This window comes from Eubacterium sp. AF17-7, assembly GCF_003461285.1.
GTDB classification, from domain to species: domain Bacteria; phylum Bacillota; class Clostridia; order Lachnospirales; family Lachnospiraceae; genus Eubacterium_U; species Eubacterium_U album.
This window is the reverse complement of record NZ_QTWU01000027.1, coordinates 220-4900: the sequence shown is the minus strand read 5'-3', so window position 1 is coordinate 4900 and position 4681 is coordinate 220. Positions and strand designations below refer to the sequence as shown.

The 4681-nt window shown below is 35.6% G+C and carries 6 protein-coding genes; all 6 read left to right on the top strand.

Features of this window, described 5'->3' with window-relative positions; all coding sequences use genetic code 11:
* On the top strand, window positions 1-933 hold a 933-nt coding region (locus DWW96_RS14125; RefSeq protein WP_347496389.1), incomplete at its 5' end, for a hypothetical protein.
* A 10-nt stretch (window positions 934-943) separates the two neighbouring features.
* Window positions 944-1486 carry a T6SS immunity protein Tdi1 domain-containing protein gene (locus tag DWW96_RS13590; RefSeq protein WP_199522707.1) on the top strand — a complete coding sequence of 181 codons (543 nt, stop codon included), beginning with the start codon at window positions 944-946 and terminating at the stop codon, window positions 1484-1486.
* 541 nt (window positions 1487-2027) lie between these two features.
* Complete coding sequence (locus DWW96_RS13580; RefSeq protein ID WP_117910797.1) at window positions 2028-2612, top strand: RHS repeat-associated core domain-containing protein; 585 nt, start codon at window positions 2028-2030, stop codon at window positions 2610-2612.
* Between the two features lie 68 nt (window positions 2613-2680).
* Entirely contained in the window at window positions 2681-2938 is a 258-nt protein-coding gene (locus DWW96_RS13575; protein WP_117910796.1) for a hypothetical protein, read from the top strand.
* Window positions 2939-2963: 25 nt separating this feature from the next.
* On the top strand, window positions 2964-3143 hold the full coding sequence (locus DWW96_RS14285; protein WP_147339841.1) for a hypothetical protein: 180 nt from the start codon (window positions 2964-2966) through the stop codon (window positions 3141-3143).
* 563 nt (window positions 3144-3706) lie between these two features.
* The gene (locus DWW96_RS13570; protein WP_117910795.1) at window positions 3707-3916 is read left to right on the top strand and encodes a hypothetical protein; all 210 of its coding nucleotides are present in this window, start codon (window positions 3707-3709) and stop codon (window positions 3914-3916) included.
* The last annotated feature ends 765 nt before the right edge of the window (window positions 3917-4681 follow it).

Here is a 4681-nt window from a genome sequence, read left to right as displayed (position 1 = left end):
GGAGCAAGAATGTACAATTCCACAGACAGGGAATTTATACAGAAGGACCCTAAGGCAGGAAACATTACTGAGCCTATGACCCAGAACGGCTACACATACTGTGGAGACAATCCGCTGTATTACATAGATCCTGACGGATGTTCATACATAAGCACACTTGGAAATGCAGGAAGAACGGCATTTGACGTTGTGAAGAGCGGAGCCGTAAGCGGACTTGGATTATATGCAAGGGTATGCTGTGAAATAGATAACATGCCGACATGGGCAAAGGCAGCGGTTGGAACAACAGGAATAATAATTGCAGGAGCAAGTGGAGTGGGAGCGGCTGCGATAGCAGAGACAGTAATTGCATCAGCAGGAATATCAGCGGCAACAGACGGAGCATTCTACAGCATATATGCATTAAACAACGGAAGTTTTAGCAGGTCAGAATTAAAGGACACGGTCATAAATGGAGCAGTAAACGGCTACATGTTTGCAGGAGCAGGGCTTGGAGTGGCAGGAATACGAAATGCTGCAAAGAGTGGAAAACTTGCAGGGGTTATGGCAGATGAAGCTGGAAGTGTGTCATATGAGGGTGGTACTGGTTCTGTAGATATAGAATTAAAATATAAAGATGGTTGGACTGCAGCACAAAAGGCAGAGGCAGATGTAAAAGTAAAGGCACTTTCAGATGCCACGACTATAAAAACACCTGCTAATAGAGGAGGAACATCAGCGTCCTCAAGGTATAAATCAGCGTATGGTAAAGCATCTGTACCAAGTGGATATGATGTAGACCATACTATTGATTTGCAATTGGGAGGAGCAGATGATATATTGAATATGAATCCATTAGATATGAGTGTTAATAGAAGTTTAGGTGTGCAAATAAAAAATGCTATAAAAGATTATCCAGATGAAACGGTATTCGGACAATTTACGATACAGTAAGGAGAATGATATGATTAGAGATTTCTTGTTGTTTTTTAATGAGAACATCGTGATTGAGTATTCAGAAGATTTGTATAATGATTTTATCATGCAATTAGGTGGAAAAAGATTTGGACATGGGCTGTTTAATTCTTTTTCAAAGGATAATGTAAAGAAATGGACAGAAATTGTCAGTGAAGCATATCCAGAGTTCCAGAATTTGTTTAAGATTTTTGGTTATGATTGGCTTGGACGTTGTTTTGGAATTGATTTAAGAAAAAGTACATATGGAAATATTTTGATGTTTGAAATAGGAACTAATGATGTATTAGAAATTCCTTGTACATTTGACAAATTTCTTAATGAGGAAATTCCATTATATGCTGATGCATGTTTAGCAAAATCGTTTTTTGATGAATGGATGAATAATTTTGGTAAGTCGATTGTTTATGGAAGATGTGCTGGTTATAAAGTTCCGTTATTTTTAGGAGGAGAAGATATCGTAAATAATCTTGAGGATAGTGATATGGAAGTGTATTGGAGCGTACTAACGCAAGTAAAAAGTAAATTATAATTTTTAGTTATGTCTCCACTTAAGGACACAAATCACCTGAAAAATTACCAAGGTCTTTAAATTAATCGTAATGGCTCTCACCGAAGGTGATATAATCCATATAGATTAATTTGAATACCCTAGTGCGAGATTCGCCATTTTGATGTTAAGGACATTTGAAAACAAAACTGAATAGTAAGCATTAGAGCCAACTATGTATTGATAACATCAGTTGGCTCTTGCATTATGTAATATTCTTATCCGTATTTGTCCACTGGAATTGTACCTCGGAATTATAAAATTGGTTGCTTATTATTAACTATGCATCTTCTTTAAGGGGGGAACTTTCTGAAAGTAGTAGCTCTTATTCATAAAATACTGCTCCAGTTTTATCTTCATAATATGTTTCGCATCTGCCCTATTGAAATGGCTATCTGATTTTGGTTGTGTGCTTCGACAGTAGTACAGAAATAGATATTCAGCGTTCTGTAGGAAGTCAGCTACTTTCTTGCGGAAAAGTTGATATTTGTAACCAGTAACAGCACAAGTATGTTCTGAACCAATGTATGGAACGTCCAGAAGTAGCAGTTTTTCTGTATCATACAGTTATGATAATGAAGGAAACAGTAGTAAACTTAACGGAATAAACATTTCAAAAAGTTACACCGGATATGTTTATGATGAAACAACAGGCTACTGGAATGCGGGAGCAAGAATGTACAATTCCAAAGACAGGGAATTTATACAGAAGGACCCTAAAGCAGGAAAGGTATCTGAAGCCCTAACCCAGAACGGTTATATTTATTGCGGGGACAATCCGCTGTATTACATAGATTCTGACGGATGTTCATACATAAGTACACTTGGAAATGCAGGAAGAACAGCTTTCAACGTTGTAAAGAGCGGAGTGGCAGGCGGACTTGGATTTTACACAAGGATATGCTGTGAAATAGATAACATGCCGACATGGGCAAAGGCAGCCGTAGGAACAACGGGAATAGTTGTAGCGGGAGTAAGCGGAGTAGGAGCAGCCGCAATAGCGGAAGCAGTAATAGCGTCAGCAGGAATATCCGCAGCAACAGACGGAGCATTTTACACCGTTGCATCACTTAGAAACGGAAGTTTTAGCGGCTCAGAAGAATTTTAGCAGTCAATACATTAATACATTGGTGGTGCCAATCAATGGTATATTAGTAATTTGGAGGAGTTAATAAGATGACAATAGAAGAGAATTTTAATAAAAGAAATAGCGAATTGCAACAAAAAATAAAGTTGGAAATTGAAAAAGTTAAAATGGGACAAAGTAAGAAAAATATGGTTCAGTTGCAAACTATATTGACAGAACTTCAAAAGAGCAATATGCAAAAAAATGTTATTTTAAGTTATCCTCGGATTATAGTGGATTCATGGGATTATTCAGACCAGTTAGGTATGGAGTTGTTGGAACTGGAAGAATTGTATAGAAAAATATAACAGTTGTTCTTATTTATGGTGTACTTTGAAAAATGTGGCAACGGCAACAAGAGTAGTCGAAGTGATTGGAGACGGAGTAGTTGATTATGCAATAAATATCAGTTTGTCTATTTTGAAGCATTGGATAGGGATATATCAAAGGAAGAAGAGAAACAACCGGTATATTGTTTTTATGATGATGAAAATATGCAAAAAAGTAATGTAATGGATGCTTTGAATAAAGCAGTAAGGTTTTGTAGTGCATACAAAATAACGTAATCCTACAAGATTCAAAAGTAAATACTTGGACTTAATGATTGATGGTGAAAGAAGTAATTTGACCATTATGTGTGAGATAGAGGTGGGGTTATAGAAATACAAATGCAGTAATTGAAGAACTAAATGTCTTATAGTTTAATTTGCTGCAATGTATATGCAGATGGTTACTAAAAAATTTTACCATGGTTGATAAAGAAATCGAAATGGATTTAAGGTAGAAAAATCCATGAAGATTAATTTAGAGGCTTTATAACTTAAGTACATTTAAGTGCTGTCAAAATTAAAACTAAATATTGTCATTTTAAGACGAAGAACGCATTGTTTTCATAGTACTTGGTGTTGTGGAGACAATGCATTTTTCTTTATTGGAAATTTCCTAAACCATCAGCAATAGTGTATAATGGATAACATATCATAGACTGAACTGGTACATCTACTGTGGCAACAATTCCACCAGCTATGTGGATTCCTTAGGTCTGGCAGAGAAAAAAACTGTTTTCCCTTGCATTGGTGCCAATTTTAGAAAAGGTTGAAGATGTGGCAGATACAGTCCGTGTCACCAACAGGGTAAAAGTAGTTGTTCCTAAAGGAACAACAATTTATGAAGGTATAGCCATGCCACAAAATATATATGATAGTATTGGAAATGTAATAGGAATATTGCCTGGAGGTGGAAATCAAGTATATATTCCTACAGTAGAAGCGAGGTGGTTTCAATGATAAAATGTGAATGTAGAGAACGAATAGGAAGTTTGATTAATTCGTATCAATTATATGAAGAAATTAAAAGATTTTTTGAAGAACAAGTAAAAAAGGTATATTTTCAGAAGTAGAGGTAGGAAAACCATATTGTAATGGATTTGAATGGAAAGCAGACAAATGGTATAAGTGTAATTGTTGTGGATGTCTGTGGGAATTTAAATATCCTGATTTCCCAGCAAAAGGTTTTGTCCGCAAGTTTTCTGATGGAATATATCACCAAAAGGAGATAGGGAGAAATGAATATTAATGAACCATTCAGCAATCATTACTTAGCCAGCTAAATTGAAGAACTAAGTAACAATAATGCGATACAACAGAAGTTCTTTGAAGAATTAGTATAACGGAATTATTGCGTTTTACAAATAAATTTAAAACTGAATATTTAGTTCCAAAATTCTGACATTAACGCACTTCTTTTAAAATAAATTTTTGCTGCTAAATAGATGCGTTTTATGCGTATACGAAAAGTGAACTAAGTTGATGCTAAACTATATGATTTAACTAAAGTAAAATTGAAAACTTCTGGTAAACATTCAGTTGTTTAGTTTACAGCCTGTACACGGACAGACTCGGAAGCACAAGATGGGCACTGGATGAAAATGCAGAGGTTGCAGCGAAAACAGAGTATGATGCATGGGGAAAGCCGGAAACAGAAACGGTAAGCAGTAAACTTAACGGAATAAACATTTCAAAAAGTTATACCGGATATGTTTATGATGAAAC